The organism is Burkholderia sp. JP2-270, from assembly GCF_003233675.1.
Taxonomy (GTDB): Bacteria; Pseudomonadota; Gammaproteobacteria; order Burkholderiales; family Burkholderiaceae; genus Burkholderia; species Burkholderia pyrrocinia_C.
Window position 1 is genome coordinate 415,850 of the sequence record NZ_CP029825.1, and the last position, 19,106, is coordinate 434,955.

A 19,106-nucleotide genomic window follows, 5' to 3' on the forward strand; every position below is an offset into this window, starting at 1 on the left:
TCGGCACGAACCATGCATCGCGCCGGCCTCGTGCCGATGGAACTCGAGGGCCCGCGCGCGGTATCGATGTCCAGGCACCTCGACAGCGCGAATCGCGCGGCCGTGGCCGCGACGATCGAGTGCCCGTCGGCGCCTCAGGGGGATGGATGGGAGAAAGTGAAGATGGGGCGAATGGCGCGGCCCGGCACCTCCCGGGCCGCTTCGCTGCGACGCGTCACGCGCCGTCGCAGGACGCCGTGCCGTCGAGCATCAGCGTGCCGACCCGCGCGGGCACGAGCGGCGTGCGCGGCACCGGCGGCGTCCAGCCGAACAGCACCTGCGCGGCCGCGCCGCAAACACGGCCCTGGCATGCGCCCATCCCGCAGCGCGACTGCAGCTTCGCGGCCGTCCAGCCCGGCTCCAGCGCGACCGCATCGAAGCGCACATCCTCGCAGCGGCACAGCAGCGTCTCGGGCCGAGCAAGCCGGCGGATCGGCTCGCGGATCGCGAAACGCTCGCGTACGGCATCTGCGAAAGCCTGCCAGTGCGCGCGCCGCGCGACGAGCGCGGCCAATGGCGCCGTCTGCCCGGTCGCCGCATAACCGGCGATTTCGCCTTCGACCATCGCCAGCTCGCTGCCGCCGACGCCGGTACACTCGCCGGCCGCGAAGTACCCGTCGCGGCTCGTGCGCTGATGCGCGTCGACCGCCACCGCGCCGTTCTCGATCCGGCAGCCGAGATGGCTCGGCAGCACGGTGTTCGGCACGAGGCCGAAGCCGCACGCGAGCCGGTCGCAATCGACGTCGAACTCGCGATCGCCCTGGCGGATCCGCACGCGTTCGAGCCGCTTGTCGCCGAACGCTTCGACGACGTGCGCGTCGGGCCGATAGGCGGCCGTGACGAGCTTCGCGGCCTGCACAAGCTTCGACGGCCAGCGCCACAGCTCCGCACCGAAGCCGGCCACGTCGCCCCACGCGGCCTGTTCGAGCACGTGCGACACGCGCGCGCCGGCCTGACGCGCTGTCGCCGCACTCGCCAGCAGCAGCGGTCCGCTGCCCGCGATCACCGTGCGCTGCCCGCGCACGTCGAGGCCGTACTTGATCAGCGCCTGCAAGCCGCCCGCGCCCGTGACGCCCGGCAGCGTCCAGCCCGGAAACGGCAGCAACAGCTCGCGTGCGCCGCAGCAGACAATCAGCGTCCGGAACTCGAGCAGCAGCCCGCGCTCGTCGTCCTCGAGCAGCAGCGTGCCCGGCTGCGTTTCGGCGACGATGCGCGTCGCTGCAAGGTGGGTAACGTTCGGCCGCCGCAGTACGGCGAGGCGTTCGGCGGCGGCCTGCACCGGCGTGGCCGCTGGGCCTTGCCGCCAGATCTGCCCGCCCGCCCGCGGGTTGTCGTCGACGATCGCAACCGTTGCACCGCTTTGCGCGGCGGCCCGCGCGGCCGACAGCCCGGCCGGGCCCGCACCGACGATCGCGACATCGACGCTCAGTCGTTCCTGTTTCATCGTGCGCGCTCCACCTGCATTCCGTCGCGGCACAGCGTCTGGCAGGCCAGCCGGCGGCGGCCGTCGATCGTCATCCGGCACTCCTGGCAGATGCCCATTCCACAAAACGGCGCGCGCGCCGCACCCGTGCACGACACGCGCGTCGTGTCGTCGCCGCTCGCCGCGACGGCGGCCGCGACGGTCGCGCCGTCGGCCACCGTCAGCACGCGGCCGTCCAGATGAATGATCATGTCAGCGCTCCGGCTACGGGGGACGCGGTCAAAAAGCGTCCCGGCAAATACGGTTCGATATCGATGGGCGGCCGTTCGCCGGCCATCTGCGCGGCGACGAGCCGCGCGCTGCCCGGCGCGGTCGTCACGCCGAGCCCTTCGTGCCCGACCGCGAGCCACACGCCCGGCCGCGCCGGGTGCTCGCCGAGCAGCGGCAGGCCGTCGGGGCTCGCGGAACGGAACCCTGTCCATGAGCGGATCCCGTTCAGGTCGGCCAGATCCGGCAGATAGCCGACCGCACGGCGCAGCATCCGTGCGAGCACGGGCGGCTCGACGCGCGCGTCCTCGGTATCGAACTGGCGCGACGAGCCGATCAGCAACTGGCCGGTCGGCCGCGGCTGCACATTGAACGCGACCGACGTGCCGTCGCTCGCATGCGCGCTCGCCGCATAACCAAGCTCGACGAGCTGGTGCGACACGCGGCCCGGATAGCGGTCGGTGATCAGCAGGTGGCCCTTTTTCGGGCGCAGCGGCAGCTCGGGCAGCAGCGTGCGCGCCGCGACGCCGTTCGCGACGACCACGCGTTCCGCACGCAATGTGTCGCCGCTCGCGAGCGTCACGCACGGGCCGTCGACCGCAACGGCCCGGTCGCGGCGCAACGTGATGCGCGGAGCGCGCTGCAGCAGCCAGTTCGCGGTGACGGGCGCATAGAGGATCGCGTCGCCCGGAATCTTCAGCGCGCCGCCTAGCCCCGCGCGCAGCATCGGCTCCAGTCGCGCGAGCGTCGCCGCATCGATCAGCTCGCCGGCCACGCCGTGCGCGGCAAGCGTCGCCTGCTTCGCGCGCGCGAGATCCATTTCGTGCGCGTCGGCCGCGAGCCACAGCGTGCCGCAGTTGCGGTACGCGCAGCCTTCCGGCATCTTGCCGCTCAACGCGCGCCACAGTCCGATCGAGTAATGGCTCAGCGCGAGCTCGGCCGCGTTGTCGTCCATCGCGACGAGGTGGCCCATCCCCGCGCCGGTCGCGCCGCCGCTCGCGTCGTCGACGACGAGCACGCGCAGCCCGCGCTGCGCGAGTTCGTGCGCGCACGCCGCGCCGACGATGCCGGCGCCGATCACGACGACGTCGGTACTTGCGTTGCTCACGACACGATGCCCCAGCCGAACGGATCGTCTTCCTCGATCAGCAGCGTCGCTTCCGCGCTCAGGTGCGCGCTGCCTCGAATCGTCGGCACGATGCCGCTGTCGGCCTGCTCGTAGCTCGCCTGGAACACGCTGCCGATCACGCTTGCCTGCCGCCACACGGCGCCCGGCGCGAGCTTGCCGTCGGCCGCGAGGCACGCGAGCTTCGCGCTCGTGCCGGTTCCGCACGGCGAACGGTCGTATGCGAGGCCCGGGCACAGCACGAAGCTGCGGCTGTCGTGCTCGGGATCGTCGGCGAACAGCTCGATATGGTCGATCTCGCCGCCGTTCGCACCGGTGATGCCCGCGCGTTCGAGCCCTTCGCGCACGGCCGACGCATATGCGGTAAGCGCCGCGACGTTGTCGCCGGCGACGCGCTGCCCGTGGTCGCTGATCAGGAAGAACCAGTTGCCGCCCCACGCGATGTCGCCCTTCACGGAGCCGTAACCCGGCACATCGACCGCGACGCCCTTCGCGTGGCGATATGCGGGCACGTTGCGCACGCTGACCGACAGATCGTCGTGCAGCGTCGCCTCGACGGTGCCGACGGGCGTTTCGATCCGATGCACGCCGGGCCGGATGCGCCCCATGTGATGCAGCGTGCGCACGACGCCGATCGTGCCGTGCCCGCACATCCCGAGATAGCCGCTATTGTTGAAGAAGATCACGCCGGCCGCCGCGTCGGGCGATACCGGCTCGCACAGCAGCGCGCCGACCAGCACGTCGCTGCCGCGCGGCTCGAGGATGCACGCAGTGCGATAGCGGTCGTGTTCGCGCGCGAGCAGGTCGCGTCGCTCGGCCATCGTGCCGTTGCCGAGCGACGGAAAACCGGACACGACGAGCCGAGTGGGTTCGCCGCCCGTGTGCGAATCGATGATCTGGATGCGCTTCATCATGAGCCGTCCGAAGTGGGGAAAGGAGCATAGCTTCCTCCGTCACGCGTCGGTCCGCTTGTGGCTTTTCGATGAGGACGACGACGAAATCGGCATAGTGCGAGGCGCCCTTCGCGCACCGGGCGGCCGCTGTGCCGATTTCGTCATTTTGCTCCGCGATACGACTCAAGCGTGATGGGCATTTGCGCGGCGATACTGGTTGCCACACCGACACACCTGTCGGCCGACCGATACGAACGTAGGAGATTTCAGTGAGCCGCAAAGCCATTCAGTGGACCGGGGTTTTCCCGGCCGTCAGCACCCAGTTCAAGCCGGACTTTTCCCTCGACATCGACGCCACTCACCGCGTGGTGAAGAACCTGGTGAACGACGGCGTGTCGGGCCTCGTGGTCTGCGGCACGGTCGGCGAAAACACATCGCTGTCGACGAGCGAGAAGCTGCAGGTGATCGAGGCCGCGCGCGATGCGGCCGGCGGCAAGATTCCGGTGATCGCCGGCATCGCCGAATTCACGACCGAATTCGCGCGCAACACGGTGCGCGAAGCGCAGCGCGTCGGCGTCGACGGCGTGATGGTGATGCCCGCGCTGGTCTACTCGGCGAAGCCGCATGAAACCGCTGCGCACTTCCGCGCGGTCGCGACGAGCACCGACCTGCCGGTGATGGTCTACAACAACCCGCCGATCTACAAGAACGACGTGACGCCCGACGTGCTGATCGCGCTGCAGGACTGCGAGAACATCGTCTGCTTCAAGGATTCGTCGGGTGATACGCGCCGCTTCATCGACCTGCGCAACGCGGTCGGCGATCGCTTCGTGCTGTTCGCGGGCCTCGACGACGTCGTGGTCGAGAGCATCGCGGTCGGTGCCGAAGGCTGGGTGTCGGGCATGTCGAACGCGTTCCCGAAGGAAGGCGAGACGCTGTTCCGCCTCGCGAAGCAAAAGCGCTTCGACGAAGCACTCGCGCTGTACCGCTGGTTCATGCCGCTGCTGCACCTCGACGCACGCCCCGACCTCGTGCAGTGCATCAAGCTGTGCGAAGAGCTGGTCGGCCGCGGCAGCGCGATCACGCGTCCGCCGCGCCTCGCGCTGCAGGGCGACACGCTCGCGGAAGTGAAGGCAATCGTCGCGAAGGCGCTCGAAACGCGCCCGGCACTGCCCGACGTCGGTCTCTGACCGACTCCCCCCTGCGGCGGCGCAAGGCTTTCCCCCTCGCGCCGCCGTCTCCGGTCCGGCATGGCCTACGGGCCCGTTCGCCCCGGCGCCGGCTTGCGCCGCGCGTGAACGGCCCGCGGCCCGCCCCGGTCGTTCGAACCGGGCGACGCCGGCCGGCAGGCGCGCGCCGCTGCTCCATCGGAGCGCGGCGCACCAGACGCCAGCACCGATATTCCTCCTAGGAGACAAGCCCATGCCAGGCCAAGGCAACGCGCATCCGTCCGTCCCGCTTTCCCGTTCCGCGCACCCCGACGCGGGTCACGGCAAGTTCAAGAAACAGCTGTCGCTGACCGACCTCACGTTCATCGGTCTCGGCGCCATTTTCGGTTCGGGGTGGCTGTTCGCCGCGAGTCACGTGTCGACGATCGCGGGCCCGGCCGGCATCTTCTCGTGGCTGCTCGGCGGCTTCGCGGTGCTGCTGCTCGGCATCGTCTACTGCGAACTCGGCGCCGCGCTGCCGCGCGCGGGCGGCGTGGTCCGCTACCCGGTGTTCTCGCACGGCCCGCTGCTCGGCTACCTGATGGGCTTCATCACGCTGATCGCATTTTCGAGCCTGATCGCGATCGAAGTCGTCGCCGCGCGCCAGTACGCGGCCGCGTGGTTTCCGGGCCTGACCGTCGAAGGATCGAGCGATCCGACGACGATCGGCTGGCTCGTGCAGGCAGCACTGCTCTGCTTCTTCTTTTACCTGAACTATTCGAGCGTGAAGACGTTCGCGAAGGCGAACAACATCATCAGCATCTTCAAGTTCATCGTGCCGCTCGCGGTGATCGGCGTGCTGTTCACGTTCTTCAAGCCCGTGAACCTGACCGTGCACGGCTTCGCGCCGTTCGGCATGCCGGGCATCGAGATGGCCGTATCCGCGGGCGGCATCATCTTCGCGTACCTCGGGCTCACGCCGATCGTTTCGGTCGCGAGCGAGGTGCGTAATCCGCAGCGCACGATCCCGATCGCGCTGATCCTGTCGATCCTGCTGTCGACGCTGATCTACGTGCTGCTGCAGCTCGCGTTCATCGGCAGCATCCCGACCGCGATGCTCGCCGGCGGCTGGCACGACATCAGCAAGGCGTTCACGCTGCCGTACCGCGACATCGCGCTCGCGCTCGGCGTCGGCTGGCTCGCGGTGATGGTCGTCGCCGACGCGATGATCTCGCCGAGCGGCTGCGGCAACATCTACATGAACGCGACGCCGCGCGTGGTCTACGGCTGGGCAAAGACGGGCACGTTCTTCAAGGTCTTCACGCGCGTCGACGAAGCGTCGGGCATCCCGCGCGCGGGCCTGTGGCTCACGTTCGGCCTCGCGATCTTCTGGACAATGCCGTTCCCGTCGTGGGAAGCGCTGATCAACATCGTGTCGGCCGCGCTGGTGCTGAGCTACGCGGTCGCGCCGGTATCGGTCGCCGCGCTGCGCCGCACCGCGCCCGACCTGCCGCGGCCGTTCCGCGCAAGCGCGTTCGGCATCACCGGCCCGGCGTCGTTCATGATCGCCGCGCTGATCGTCTACTGGTCGGGGTGGAGCACGGTGTCCTGGCTGCTCGGCCTGCAGATCGTGATGTTCGTCATCTATCTCGCGTGCCGCCGCTGGGTGCCGACCGCGCACCTGAGCCTCGCCGAACAGGTGCGCTCGTCCGCGTGGCTGATCGCGTTTTATGCGGCGATGATCGTGCTGTCGTATCTCGGCGGCTTCGGCGGCACGGGCCGGCTCGCGCATCCGTACGACACGGTCGTGGTCGCGGCTGTCGCGCTCGTCATCTACTACTGGGGCGCGAATACCGGCGTCCGTTCCGACAAGCTGCAGCTCGACGACGACGAGGGCTGACGCACCCGCTCCCTCTTCGCACCATCCCTTCGGCCGGGCGCCCTATGCCCGGCCCCTGTTTTTTTCGAGGAAAACCATGCAACTCACAGGTCAGCTCCTGATCGGCCAGTCCGCCGTCGCCGGACAGAACGGCACCCTCCACGCGATCGCCGCCGCGACCGGCGAGCAACTCGAACCTGCCTTCGGCGGCGCGAGCCTGCACGACCTGGAGACGGCCTGCGCGCTCGCCGACGACGCGTTCGACACGTATCGCGAAACGACGCTCGACGCGCGCGCCGCGTTTCTCGACGCGATCGGCCGGCACATCATGGCGCTCGGCGACGACCTGACCGAACGCTGCGTCGCCGAAACGGGCCTGCCGCGCGCGCGCGTCGAAGGCGAACGCGGCCGCACGGTCGGCCAGCTCGCGCTGTTCGCGTCGCTCGTGCGCGACGGCGGTTTTCTCGACGCGCGGATCGATCCGGCGCGCCCCGAGCGCAAGCCGCTGCCGCGCGTCGACCTGCGCCTGCGCAACGTCGCGGTCGGGCCCGTCGCCGTATTCGGCGCGTCGAACTTCCCGCTCGCGTTCTCGGTCGCCGGCGGCGATACGGCCTCGGCGCTCGCGGCCGGCTGCCCGGTGATCGTCAAGGCGCATTCCGCGCATCCGGGCACGTCGGAACTCGTCGGCCGCGCGATCCAGCAGGCCGCGCGCGAATGCGGGATGCCGGCCGGCGTGTTCTCGCTGCTGTTCGACGCGTCGCGCGAGATCGGCCAGGCGCTCGTCGCCGATCCGCGCATCAAGGCGGTCGGCTTCACCGGCTCGCGTCGCGGCGGCGTCGCGTTGATGCATATCGCGGCCGCGCGCCCCGAGCCGATTCCCGTCTATGCGGAAATGAGCTCGATCAATCCGGTGCTGCTGTTTCCCGCCGCGCTCGCTGCGCGTCACGATGCGATCGCACCGCAGTTCGTCGCGTCGCTCACGCTCGGCGCGGGCCAGTTCTGCACGAACCCGGGCCTCCTGCTCGCCGTCGACAGCCCCGCGCTGCGCGCGTTCGAAGCCGCGGCGGCCGATGCCGTGCGCACAGCAGCCGCGCAGACGATGCTGACGCCGCACATTCACGCAAGCTATGCGCAAGGCGTCGCGGCGCTGCGCGGGCACGATGCGGTCGAGCTGCTGGCGGAAGGCGTCGAAGGCAGTCGCTACCAGGCCCGCGCGGCGCTGTTCGCAACGTCGGCCGACGCGTTCATCGCGCGCCCCGAACTGCGCGAGGAAGTGTTCGGCCCCGCTTCGCTGATCGTGCGCTGCCCGGATGCCGATACGCTGCATCGCGTGCTGAAGTCGCTCGAAGGCCAGTTGACGATCGCCGCGCATCTCGCCGACGGCGACGCGCCGCTGTTCGCCGCGCTGCGCCCGACGCTCGAGCGCAAGGCCGGCCGCATTCTCGTCAACGGCTTCGGCACCGGCGTCGAGGTCGGCCATGCAATGGTGCACGGCGGCCCGTTCCCGGCGACGTCCGACACGCGCACGACGTCCGTCGGCGCACGCGCGATCGAGCGCTTCCTGCGTCCCGTGTCGTACCAGGACCTGCCGGACGCGCTGTTGCCGGAAGCAATCCGCAACGGCAATCCGCTGAACGTGCCGCAGCGCATCGACGGCGTGCCCGCGCCGCGCGAGGTGAACCATGTCTGAGCAAACCGCCGAAGTCGTCCTGTCGCTCGACGAAGTCCGTGCGCTCGCGCTGCGCGTACTGACGCACAACGGGATGTCCGCTGCGCATGCGCGGGCGATCGCCAATGTCATCACGCAGGGCCAGCGCGACGAATGCCATTCGCACGGCGTGTACCGGCTGCTCGTCTGCGTGCGTTCGCTGAAGAAGGGCAAGGTCGATCCGCAGGCGGTGCCGACGCTGCGCCGGCTGTCGTCGTCGATCGTCGCGGTCGACGCGCATCGTGGCTTCTCGCTGCTGAGCTTCGAAACCGGGCTGCCCGTGCTCGTCGAGATGGCGAAGCAGCACGGGATCGCCGCGATGGCGATCAACCACTGCTACCACTTCTCCGCGCTGTGGCCCGAGGTCGAGGCGATCGCGGCCGAGGGGCTGGTCGGCATCGCGATGAACCCGAGCCACAGCTGGGTCGCGCCGGAAGGCGGCCGCGAGCCGGTGTTCGGCACGAACCCGATCGCGTTCGCATGGCCGCGCCCGGGCGGCGAGCCGTTCGTGTTCGATTTCGCGACGAGTGCGATCGCACGCGGCGACATCGAGCTGCACGCGAAGCAAGGCAAGGCGATTCCGCCGCACTGGGCGATCGACGCCGACGGCCAGCCGACCACCGACCCGAAGGCCGCGCTGCAGGGCGCGATGCGCACGTTCGGCGGCCACAAGGGCTCGGCGCTCGCGGCGATGGTCGAATTGCTCGGCGGCGCGCTGATCGGCGACATGACGAGCCGGGAATCGATGGACTTCGACGAAGGTGTCGGCGCGACGCCGTGCCACGGCGAGCTGGTGATCGCGTTCGATCCGAAGGTGTTCCTTGGCGACGATCTCGACGCGGGGCTCGCTCGCGGCGAGCGGATGTTCGGGTCGATCGTCGCGCAGGGCGCGCGGCTGCCGTCGCAACGGCGCTTCGACGCCCGCGCGCGCAGCATCGCGAACGGCGTGCGGATTCCGCAGGCGCTCTACGACGAGATCCTGGCGCTGCTCGACTGACGCCGGAACGCGGGGGCGGCGCGGATGGATCGTCGACACAAGCGCGATCCGGCCGCCTCCCGAACCGGCCGCGCGGGGCGTCCCTCAACCGCCCTCGCGTTCCACGCCGCGCCGCGCCCGCCGCCCGCACCGGTTGCCGGCCCCGCGGGCGCCACGCCCGCGGCGGCTGTGGGATAATCGCCCGGTTTGCCCAGGGCGCAGCTCAAGAGGTTGTTCGCACGGGCGCGAGAGAGGCCTTTATTCCCGTGCCTCCACCCTTTTCCGCGATATTTCTTCAGCAACCACAATGCCCACTTACCGTTCCAAAACCTCCACCGCCGGCCGCAACATGGCAGGTGCGCGCTCGCTGTGGCGCGCCACCGGCATGAAAGACGACGATTTCTCGAAGCCGATCATCGCGGTCGTCAACTCGTTCACCCAGTTCGTGCCCGGGCACGTGCACCTGAAGGATCTCGGCCAGCTCGTCGCGCGCGAGATCGAGGCTGCCGGCGGCGTCGCGAAGGAATTCAACACGATCGCGGTCGACGACGGCATCGCGATGGGCCATGACGGCATGCTTTATTCGCTGCCGAGCCGCGACATCATCGCCGACTCGGTCGAATACATGGTGAACGCGCACTGCGCGGACGCGATGGTGTGCATCTCGAACTGCGACAAGATCACGCCGGGGATGCTGATGGCCGCGATGCGCCTGAACATTCCGGTGATCTTCGTGTCGGGCGGCCCGATGGAAGCCGGCAAGACGCGCCTCGCGAACCCGGTCACCAAGACCGTCGAACTGAAGAAGCTCGACCTCGTCGACGCGATGGTGATCGCGGCCGACCAGTCGTATTCGGACGCCGATGTTGCCGAAGTCGAACGCTCGGCCTGCCCGACCTGCGGCTCGTGCTCGGGCATGTTCACCGCGAACTCGATGAACTGCCTGACCGAAGCGCTCGGCCTGTCGCTGCCCGGCAACGGCACGGTGGTCGCCACGCACGCCGATCGCGAGCAGCTGTTCAAGCGCGCCGGCCGCCGCATCGTCGAACTGACGCGCCAGCACTACGAGCAGGACGACGAACGCGTGCTGCCGCGCTCGGTCGGCTTCAAGGCGTTCGAGAACGCGATGACGCTCGACATCGCGATGGGCGGTTCGACCAACACGATCCTGCACCTGCTGGCGATCGCGCAGGAAGCCGGCATCGACTTCACGATGAAGGACATCGACCGCCTGTCGCGCACCGTGCCGCAGCTGTGCAAGGTCGCGCCGAACACGAACAAGTACCACATCGAGGACGTGCACCGCGCAGGCGGCATCATGGCGATCCTCGGCGAGCTGGAGCGCGCCGGCAAGCTGCACACCGACGTGCCGACCATCCACGCACCGACGCTGAAGGATGCGCTGGACCAGTGGGACATCGTGCGCACGCAGGACGAAGCGGTCCGTACGTTCTACCTGGCCGGCCCGGCCGGCATCCCGACGCAGGTCGCATTCAGCCAGAACACGCGCTGGCCGAGCCTCGACCTCGACCGCGCCGAAGGCTGCATCCGCTCGTACGAGCATGCATTCTCGAAGGAAGGCGGCCTCGCGGTGCTGACGGGCAACATCGCGCTCGACGGCTGCGTGGTGAAGACGGCCGGCGTCGACGAAAGCATCCTCGTGTTCGAAGGCTCGGCTCACGTGACCGAATCGCAGGACGAAGCGGTCGAGAACATCCTGAACGACAAGGTCAAGGCCGGCGACGTAGTGATCGTGCGCTACGAAGGCCCGAAGGGCGGCCCCGGCATGCAGGAAATGCTCTACCCGACCAGCTACATCAAGTCGAAGGGGCTCGGCAAGGCATGCGCGCTGCTGACGGACGGCCGCTTCTCGGGCGGCACGTCGGGCCTGTCGATCGGTCACTGCTCGCCGGAAGCGGCAGCGGGCGGTGCGATCGGCCTCGTGCGCGACGGCGACAGGATCCGCATCGACATCCCGAACCGCACGATCGACGTGCTGGTATCGGACGAGGAACTGGCGCGCCGCCGCGAAGAGCAGAACGCGAAGGGCTGGAAGCCGGCGCAGCCGCGTCCGCGCAAGGTGTCCGCGGCGCTGAAGGCGTATGCGAAGCTGGTCATGTCGGCAGACAAGGGTGCGGTGCGCGACCTGTCGCTGCTCGACGACTGACGGGACGGTTTACCGACGACGGGCAACCGGCGACCGACAGTCCGCTCAGGCTGCGGCGCCACGCAACCGCCCGGCGCCCGCTCGCCTGATCCAGAAACCGCTCTCCGGAGCGGTTTTTTTTCGTCCTGCGCGCGGAGAAATCGCGGGCTGGTGCGGTCAATGACGGTATTCGTCGGTACCGCCGCCTCCGCCACCACCGCGGTTACCGCCGCCATTTCCGCCGCCTTGCGGCCGCGCGTAACCACCGCCACCGCCGCCACCTCCCTGATGCACAGGCGGCATCGGACGGGCTTCACCTCCCGGTGCGGGGGGCGGGCGCAATACTGCCGGCGGCGGGCCCGCCGGCCGGGCATTGCCCGGTGCGGCCTGCATCGGCGCAGGCGCAGGTGCCGCCGGCGCCGGCATGCGGTTCGCTCCGTTCCAGCCGCCGCGCGTGGCCGACGGCTGCACATCATGCGACCCCGGTGCCGGGCCGCCCGGCGCGGCCTGCATCGGTGCAGGTGCCGCCGGCGGCGGCGTGCGGTTCGCCCCGTTCCAGCCGCCGCGCGTGGCCGACGGCCGCGCATCGTGCGGCGCGGACGGCGGGCCGCCCGGCACGGCCTGTATCGGCCCGCCCGGCCGCGGACGGCCCTGTCCCGGCGGGAATCCGCCGGGGCCGAGCCGCGGTTCCGCGCGATGCGCCCAGCGATCGCGGTCGTGGTACCACGGGCGGTGCCGGTAATAACGATCCCAGTACGCGCCGATCGCGAATCCGGTCACCGGGACCCCGATGATCGCGCCGTATTCGAGCAACGGCACATAGTTGCCCTGGTACGGATATTCGAGCAACTGCGCATCGATCCAGCCGCGCACGCCCGGCAGCGCGACGTCGCACCAAGAGTAGTCGCTCAGGCAGCCGAATACGTCCAGCGCCGTGTCGGGCGGGATCTCCGCGACCACCGGATAATCGGGTGCCGGCCCGGCGTACAGTTCGGCCGGCGAGTTCGTGTAGGCGCTTCTCTGCGCATCGGCGACGCCCGGCGCGGCCGCGAGGCCAAGCAGGACGACGCACAGACTTCGGACAATCGCGTTGCTCATGATGCTCTCCCGCGCGGCCCCGCCGCGCGCCCGTCAGTGCCGATGGCCGCCGCCCCCGTGGCCGCCGCCCCAATGCCCGCCGCCCCACGGACGATGCCAGTACCCGCCGCGCCCACCCCAGTATCCGCCGCCCCAACGGCCCCAGAAGCCGATCGTGACGGGCGGCCCGTACCAGCCCGGGTAGTACGCGGGGTAGTAGTACGGATACGGCGGCGGCACATAGGCCGGCGCAACATAGACCGGCACCGGCGCAACGACGTCGGCCGGCGTGTCGGGGGCCGGCGAAAGGGCCGCGCCGGGCGCGGCCGGCGCAACCGGGATCTCGCGCTGTGTTACCGTGGCGGGCGCCGGCGCGTAATAAGGCGCATACCCGTACGGGCTCGTGTAGTAGCAGCCGCCGAGCGTCAGCGCGGCCAGCGCGATGACGGCGGGCCTCGCGGCAGGAATCGGGTTCATCTAGTGCTCCGGCATGATCCGCGCGCCGCGCCGGGCGCGCGCCTGACTCTAGCTTACGTCCCCTGCAGATTTCCGCGGGTATGATCGGTTACTTTTTGTTTCTTGCGCCGGGCGGTCTTGCGGGCATGCCGCATGCTGCCCGTCTGTCGCACCCGCGTTGAAGTTGGCGCAAATGCCCTCAACTTGAACGATGTCAGGCTGACCGGCGCGGACGGGCGTTCGCGGCCACCCGGCAGCCGCAAACCGGCGGACTTCGGCCCGCCCCGACAGGAGCGCGGCTCACGCCGCCATCGACATGACTACGCCACGCCCCACTCCACGGGCGGACACGCCGCTCGATCCGATCATCCAGTTGCTGGCGCTCGCCGGCGAACAGGGTTATCTGACGCACGCCGCCCTCGTCGACGCGCTGCCGCCCGAAAGCGACAGCCCCGACGCGCTGGACGTCGTGCGCGCCGCGCTCGCCGACATCGGCATCGCCGTGCTCGACGAGCCGGCCGCGCCTGCGCCGTTCGCCGGCACGGCACCTGTCGATGTCGATCGCGACACGCTCGACGAAGGCCGGGCCGTGCTCGGCGACCTCGCGCGCGGCACGAGCGCATCGACCGATCCGCTCGCGCTCTACATGCGGCGCATGCAGGCGGTACCGCTGCTCACGCGCGAAGGCGAAATCGTGCTCGCCCGCGAAATCGAGACGGGCCGCCACCAGGTGCTGCACGCGCTCGCCGGCTGCCCGGCGGCGGTCGACGCGCTGCTTGCGCGTCACCGTGCAACGGCGGGTGCCGCCGGCGCAACCGGATCGCCCGATGACGACGACGGCGACACGCCCATGCCCATGCCCGCCAGCTACGACGCGCTGCAGGCAGCCGTGTCGGCACTGCGCGGCGCCTTGCTTGCGCATGGCTGCCGTTCGGCCGAATACCGCGACACGCGCAACCGCGTGGCCGCGCTGCTCGGCACGATCGCGTGGGTCGCGCCGGCCGTCGACGACGCAAGCCGCGTCGTGCGCGCGCTCGCGGCAGCACCGCACGACGCCGCAGCGGGCGAAGCCGCCCGCTTCGACGCGGTCGCCCGGCGTGCCCTCGCGGCAGCGCTGACCGACGGCCAGCAGAAAGTGCACGATGCGACCCGCGCGATGCTCGAGGCGAACCTGCGGCTCGTGCTGTCGATCGCGCGCAAGTACATGAACCGCGGCATCGACCTGTCCGATCTCGTGCAGGACGGCTGCCTCGGCCTGATGCGCGCGATCGAGAAATTCGAATACCGGCGCGGTTTCAAGTTCTCGACCTATGCGACCTGGTGGATCCGTCAGGCGGTCGCGCGCGCGGTCGCGGATCGCTCGCGCACGATCCGCGTGCCGGTGCACGTCGGCGACCAGTACCAGCGTGTACGGCGGCATGCGCTGCGCTTTCGCCAGCACACGGGCCGCCAGGCGACGCCCGCCGAACTCGCGGCCGAAACCGGGCTCGACGAGGACAAGGTTCGCGCGGTGCTCGCGCTGCCCGCCGAGCCCGTCTCGCTCGACACGCCGCTGCCCGACGCGGACACCGGCCTCGTGGACCTGATCGAGGACCAGGCGTCGGCCAGCCCGTTCGAGCAACTGGCCGACACGCGCATGCGTGAATGCGTGACGTCGCTGCTGCGGTCGGTCACGCCGGCCGAGGCCGATGTGCTGCGCCGGCGGTTCGGCCTCGGCGGCGCCGAGCCCGATACGTACGACGCGATCGCGCAGGACGCGGGCATGTCGCGCGAGCGCGTGCGGCAGATCGAGAAACGTGCGCTCGCCGCGCTGCGCACGGCCGCCGAGGCCGAGAACGCGCAGTCGTTTCTCGACGCGTAAGCGCGACGCACGGTCGTGCCCACATGCGGCACGACCGTGCGCTTCGCGCCTGTGCTACGTTTGCCGTTGACGCGCGTCAAGTTTTGTTCGTCGCGTGTCGCGACAATGGTCAAGAGCCGACCGGCGCATCGCTCGTCGCGTCCATTCCGTTTGTGCTTCCCCGGGTCCCTCGCCATGCAGTCGACCGCCAGCCAAACGTACGAGGAAAACCGGCATATCGCGGCATGCCTGCGCGAGGCCGCGCAGTGGCTCGCCGATCAGGGCGCGAACCCGTACCGGGTCGCTGCGTACCGCGCGTCGGCCGATACGATCGATGCGCTCGACCGCGACATCCGCACCTTGTTCGAAGCCGGTGGCGTCGACGCGCTGGGCGCGCTGCCCGACATCGGCACGGGCGTCGCGCAGGCGATCGCCGAACTGCTGGTGACGGGACGCTGGCGCCAGCTCGACCGGCTGCGCGGCGATACCGAGCGGATATCCGCATTCGAGGCCGTGCCGGGCATCGGCCACGCGCTCGCACTGCGCATTCACGACGCGCTGCACATCGACACGCTCGAGGAGCTCGAACGCGCGGCCCGCAACGGCCAGCTCGAAACCATCGCGGGCGTCGGCCCGCGGCGCGCGGTCGGTATCCGCACCGCGCTCGACGACGTGCTGAGCCGCCGCCGGCGCTGGCAGGGGCACGTCCATGACGCCGGCCCCGGCACGGAGCCGCCCGTCGAGCTGCTGCTCTATATCGATCGCCAGTACCGCAACAAAGCCGCCGCCGGTGTGCTGCCGATGCTCGTGCACCGACGCCTGAACGCGGACGACTATGTGCCGCCGCCCGTGATGCACATGACGAAAGGCGGCTGGCATTTCACGGCGCTGTGCCAGCACGCCGCCGCGCGCACGCCGGAATCCGGCCACACGATGGACTGGGTTTCGCTCTACTTCTACGATGCCGTGCAGCGCGAACATCAGCGCACCGTTTTCACCGAAACGTTCGGGTCGCTCGTCGGCAAGCGCATCGTGCGCGGTCGCGAGATGGAGTGCCGCGTGTATTACGCGGGATGAGTCATGCGTCGGCAGCTTCGCTGACGTCGAATGCCGCATCGAACCGGCCGACCGCTTACGCGCCGTCCACCTTCGTGCGGCGCGCCGGATGACGATGCGCGGCAATGCGCAGCAGCTTCTGGAACGAAGGGCATTCGAGATGGTTCTGCGCCGGACACACGGCCGCATGCCGCAGCGCATCGCGCACGGCGCCGAGACGGCGGATCGTGCGATCGAGTTCGTCGGCCTTGCCGTCGAGCTTCGCGCGATCGATCGCGGGCCGGCCGTCCGCGCCGACCATCGCGAGGATGTCGTCGAGCGAAAAACCGGCCTCGCGGCCGAGCGCGATCAGCGCCAGGCGCTCCAGCACCGACTCGTCGTATTGCCGCCGCAGCCCGTGCCGGCCGGTCGGGACGATCAGCCCCTTTTCCTCGTAGTAGCGCAGCGTCGACGCGGGCAATCCCGTGCGCCGAGCGACGTCCGCAATGTCCAGACGGCTCATGCTTGACCTCAAGTGAACTTGAAGTTGCAAGATAGTCGCCCGACTCCGTAAAGACAAGCGTGGACCGACATGAAATCGATGAAACCGATTCGTATTCCGCTGCGTCGCGCAGCCGTCGCCGTTCGCCGCGGAGGTGCGCGATGAGCCCGCCCGACCTCCTGCTCGACGTGCTGCCGATCGGCGCGGGCGCCACGCTCGTGATGGATCTGTGGACGCTGTTCCGGCGGCGTGCGTTCGGCATTCCGTCGCTCGACTATGCGCTGGTCGGCCGCTGGGTCGGCCACCTGATGCACGGCCGGTTCCGGCATGTATCGATCGTCGCCGCGCCGCCCGTGCCGGGCGAACGCACGCTCGGCTGGATCGCGCATTACGCGATCGGCATCGCGTTCGCGGCGCTGCCGGTCGTGATCGCGGGCACGGAGTGGATCGGCGCGCCGACACTGCTCCCCGCGCTCGCGGCCGGCCTCGCCAGTGTGGCCGCACCGTTCTTCGTGATGCAGCCCGCGTTCGGCTTCGGCATCGCGGCGTCGCGGCGTCGCGCACGCCGCATCCGCGCGTCGCGCGCCGGCGCAGCCTCGTCACGCATCTGTCGTACGGCGTGGGGCTCTATCTGGCGGCGTTCACCCTCGCGGCGCTGGCCCGTTGAGCACGCGGCTTCGCGGGAGCCATGCCGGGTGGGTCCGGCTCAGGCGGCCGTCGCCGAAACCTGCGACGCGCCGTGCCTGTGCCATGCATCCATCCGGCGCGCCCGCTTCGTGCCGCGTCAGGCCTTCATCGTTCCGGTCCGCACGTAGCGCTCGTGCCACGACAGCGCTTCGGCGAGCAGGTGCGGCGTGTGCTTGCCGAAGCTTTCGCGCGACGCACGCTCGAAGTAGTCCTCGAGCATCGGCCGGTAGTCGGGGTGAGCACAGGTCGCGATGATCTTGCGCGCGCGCTGCTTCGGCGACAGGCCGCGCAGGTCCGCGAGGCCCTGCTCGGTGACGACCACCGCGACGTCGTGCTCGGTATGGTCGACGTGGCTCGCCATCGGCACGATCCGCGAGATCGCACCGCCCTTCGCGGTACTCGCCGACATGAAGCACGACAGGTAGCCGTTGCGCGCGAAGTCGCCCGAGCCGCCGATGCCGTTCTGGATCTTCGTGCCCATCACGTGCGTCGAGTTCACGTTGCCGTAGATGTCGGCCTCGATCATCCCGTTCATCGCGATGCAGCCGAGGCGGCGCACGAGTTCCGGATGGTTGCTGATCTCCTGCGGGCGCAGCACGATCTTCTCGCGGAACGTCGCGATCTCGTCGGCGAAGCGCTGCACGGCGGCCGGACTCAGCGACAGCGCGGTAGCCGATGCGAAGCTCAGCGTGCCGTCGTCGAGCAGGTCGAGCATGGCGTCCTGGATCACCTCGGTGTACGCGGTCAGGTTCGAGAAGCCGGCCGAGCTGAGTTCCGCGAGCACCGCGTTCGTGATGTTGCCGACGCCCGACTGCAGCGGCAGCAGGTTCTCCGGCAGGCGGCCGCGCTTCACTTCGTGGCGCAGGAAGTCGATCAGTTGCAGCGCGATCTGCTTCGACGTCTCGTCCGGCGCGGAGAACGCGTTGCTGCGATCGGGTGCGTCGGTCTCGACGATCGCGACGATCTTGTCGGCCGGACAACGCAGGTACGGCTCGCCGATCCGGTCGTCGCTCTTCGTCAGCGGAATCGGCTTGCGATGCGGCGGCAGCGCGGTGCCGTAGTAGACGTCGTGCATCCCGTCGAGGCCGAGCGGCTGGCGCGAGTTGACCTCGAGGATCACATGCTTCGCGCGTTCGAGCCACGTCTTGTTGTTGCCGATCGATGCGGACGGAATCAGCAGCCCGTCCTCGCGGATGCCCGCGACTTCGACGATCGCGACGTCGAGATCGCCGTACAGCCCGAACCATGCGTATTGCGCGACGTGGCTCAGGTGGACGTCCTGGTAGTCCACTTCGCCGCTGTTGATCTTGTCGCGCAGCGTCGGGTCGGACTGGTACGGCAGCCGCATCGAGATGCCGTTGGTGCGGGCGAGCGCGCCGTCGAGTTCCGGCGCGGTCGATGCGCCCGTCAGCACGTTGATCCGGAAGTCCTCGCCGCGCGCGTGGGCCGCGTCGATATGGGCGGCAAGTGCGGCCGGCACGGCCTTCGGATAGCCCGACCCGGTGAAGCCGCTCATGGCGACGGTCATGCCGGGACGGATCAGCGCGGCGGCTTCGTCGGCGGTGCGGACGAGCGAACGCAGGGCGGGAGCGAGGATGCGTGATGAAGACATGGCTGGTTTCTGACGCTTTGGTCTGTCGTTGACGTCGCGGGGGGTGTCTCCTGAGCGACATGAAGCCCTTGGGGCCGCAAGGAGCGGCCGGCACCACAGGCACGGTCGGAGTATCGCAGAGGCGACCGCCGCGAAATGTCCGCCGGATGCAAAAGATCCTTGCCGGATTTGCCGGGTATCGAACGACCGTTCTGTGACAGGCGATCCCAATGAACCGGATGCACGCGAAAGGTGCACGAAAGCATCGGGACGAATGACCGGTCGCCGATCGCCAACCTTCGCAAATCAATCG

15 protein-coding genes and 1 pseudogene are annotated in these 19,106 nt (G+C 69.7%); 8 read left to right on the top strand and 8 right to left on the bottom strand.

Features of this window, described 5'->3' with window-relative positions:
- Positions 1–214: 214 nt before the first annotated feature.
- The 4 genes from DM992_RS19510 to DM992_RS19525 are packed head-to-tail and all read right to left on the bottom strand — an operon-like array spanning position 215 to position 3,766.
- Positions 215–1,483, bottom strand: a complete 1,269-nt coding sequence (locus tag DM992_RS19510) for an FAD/NAD(P)-binding oxidoreductase (RefSeq protein ID WP_111018248.1) — start codon at positions 1,481–1,483, stop codon at positions 215–217.
- Positions 1,480–1,713 carry a 2Fe-2S iron-sulfur cluster-binding protein gene (locus DM992_RS19515; RefSeq protein WP_111018249.1) on the bottom strand — a complete coding sequence of 78 codons (234 nt, stop codon included), beginning with the start codon at positions 1,711–1,713 and terminating at the stop codon, positions 1,480–1,482. The genes DM992_RS19510 and DM992_RS19515 overlap by 4 nt, the downstream gene beginning before the upstream one ends.
- Positions 1,710–2,837 (bottom strand): FAD-dependent oxidoreductase, encoded by a 1,128-nt coding sequence (locus tag DM992_RS19520; RefSeq protein ID WP_111018250.1) that lies wholly within the window; start codon positions 2,835–2,837, stop codon positions 1,710–1,712. The genes DM992_RS19515 and DM992_RS19520 overlap by 4 nt, the downstream gene beginning before the upstream one ends.
- Positions 2,834–3,766 (bottom strand): 4-hydroxyproline epimerase, encoded by a 933-nt coding sequence (locus tag DM992_RS19525; RefSeq protein WP_111020301.1) that lies wholly within the window; start codon positions 3,764–3,766, stop codon positions 2,834–2,836. Before DM992_RS19525 ends, DM992_RS19520 begins: the two co-directional genes overlap by 4 nt.
- A gap of 251 nt (positions 3,767–4,017) precedes the next feature.
- Between DM992_RS19525 and DM992_RS19530 the strand changes: the two genes are divergently transcribed.
- From DM992_RS19530 to ilvD, 5 genes are all read left to right on the top strand, one after another.
- Positions 4,018–4,938 carry a dihydrodipicolinate synthase family protein gene (locus DM992_RS19530; RefSeq protein ID WP_011547925.1) on the top strand — a complete coding sequence of 307 codons (921 nt, stop codon included), beginning with the start codon at positions 4,018–4,020 and terminating at the stop codon, positions 4,936–4,938.
- Between the two features lie 232 nt (positions 4,939–5,170).
- Positions 5,171–6,796, top strand: a complete 1,626-nt coding sequence (locus DM992_RS19540; protein WP_111018251.1) for an APC family permease — start codon at positions 5,171–5,173, stop codon at positions 6,794–6,796.
- Between the two features lie 76 nt (positions 6,797–6,872).
- Positions 6,873–8,465 (top strand): aldehyde dehydrogenase (NADP(+)), encoded by a 1,593-nt coding sequence (locus DM992_RS19545; RefSeq protein WP_111018252.1) that lies wholly within the window; start codon positions 6,873–6,875, stop codon positions 8,463–8,465.
- Positions 8,458–9,480 (top strand): Ldh family oxidoreductase, encoded by a 1,023-nt coding sequence (locus tag DM992_RS19550; RefSeq protein ID WP_111018253.1) that lies wholly within the window; start codon positions 8,458–8,460, stop codon positions 9,478–9,480. The genes DM992_RS19545 and DM992_RS19550 overlap by 8 nt, the downstream gene beginning before the upstream one ends.
- A 286-nt stretch (positions 9,481–9,766) precedes the next feature.
- Positions 9,767–11,626: a dihydroxy-acid dehydratase gene (ilvD, locus tag DM992_RS19555; RefSeq protein ID WP_111018254.1), complete on the top strand. Its 1,860-nt coding sequence runs from the start codon at positions 9,767–9,769 to the stop codon at positions 11,624–11,626.
- Between the two features lie 156 nt (positions 11,627–11,782).
- Here the strand turns inward: ilvD and DM992_RS19560 are convergent, their stop codons facing one another.
- Positions 11,783–12,703: a peptide-binding protein gene (locus DM992_RS19560; RefSeq protein WP_111018255.1), complete on the bottom strand. Its 921-nt coding sequence runs from the start codon at positions 12,701–12,703 to the stop codon at positions 11,783–11,785.
- Between the two features lie 33 nt (positions 12,704–12,736).
- Positions 12,737–13,159: a hypothetical protein gene (locus tag DM992_RS19565; protein ID WP_111018256.1), complete on the bottom strand. Its 423-nt coding sequence runs from the start codon at positions 13,157–13,159 to the stop codon at positions 12,737–12,739.
- A 295-nt stretch (positions 13,160–13,454) separates the two neighbouring features.
- Here DM992_RS19565 and DM992_RS19570 point away from each other — a divergent pair, with 295 nt between their 5' ends.
- A complete protein-coding gene (locus DM992_RS19570; protein ID WP_111018257.1) occupies positions 13,455–14,999 on the top strand; it encodes a sigma-70 family RNA polymerase sigma factor in 1,545 nt (514 codons plus the stop codon).
- 174 nt (positions 15,000–15,173) lie between these two features.
- Positions 15,174–16,055, top strand: coding sequence for a helix-hairpin-helix domain-containing protein (locus DM992_RS19575; RefSeq protein WP_111018258.1), 882 nt, complete (start codon positions 15,174–15,176; stop codon positions 16,053–16,055).
- Between the two features lie 55 nt (positions 16,056–16,110).
- Here the strand turns inward: DM992_RS19575 and DM992_RS19580 are convergent, their stop codons facing one another.
- On the bottom strand, positions 16,111–16,536 hold the full coding sequence (locus DM992_RS19580) for a helix-turn-helix domain-containing protein (RefSeq protein WP_111018259.1): 426 nt from the start codon (positions 16,534–16,536) through the stop codon (positions 16,111–16,113).
- A 140-nt stretch (positions 16,537–16,676) separates the two neighbouring features.
- On the opposite strand from DM992_RS19580, the pseudogene DM992_RS19585 reads away from it, so the two are divergent.
- A pseudogene (locus DM992_RS19585) lies at positions 16,677–17,182 on the top strand (DUF2938 family protein).
- A 117-nt stretch (positions 17,183–17,299) separates the two neighbouring features.
- Here the strand turns inward: DM992_RS19585 and DM992_RS19590 are convergent.
- A complete protein-coding gene (locus tag DM992_RS19590) occupies positions 17,300–18,814 on the bottom strand; it encodes an acetyl-CoA hydrolase/transferase family protein (RefSeq protein WP_034179788.1) in 1,515 nt (504 codons plus the stop codon).
- Between the last annotated feature and the right edge of the window lie 292 nt (positions 18,815–19,106).